The sequence below is a fragment of the Gemmiger formicilis genome (genome assembly GCF_016901605.1).
In the GTDB taxonomy this organism is placed as follows: Bacteria; Bacillota; Clostridia; order Oscillospirales; family Ruminococcaceae; genus Gemmiger; species Gemmiger formicilis_B.
In genome coordinates this window covers 1-215 of the sequence record NZ_JACJKP010001078.1, presented here as the reverse complement: position 1 = coordinate 215, position 215 = coordinate 1, and the positions used below count along the sequence as shown (strand labels likewise).

General features: G+C 60.9%; 1 pseudogene. It reads left to right on the top strand.

Annotation, left to right across the window (positions count from 1 at the left end):
• Positions 1–113: pseudogene (locus tag H6B10_RS19015) on the top strand (glucosamine-6-phosphate deaminase); the annotation flags it as partial.
• Positions 114–215: the final 102 nt, after the last annotated feature.

Genomic DNA, 215 nt, shown 5'->3' with positions numbered 1-215 from the left:
ATGACTATGTGATCAAGCGCGTGGGCGGCATCGACCTGCAGCTGCTGGGCATCGGCCACGACGGCCACATCGGTTTCAATGAGCCGGGCGAAGCCTTTGAGCTGGGCACCCACTTTGCGGGGGCTGATATAGGGGCCTTCCATGTTGATGCCCACCAGATCGGCGCCGCGCTCATTCTTGTGGGCAGCGGCCACATCCATAATGCCGTTCAGGAT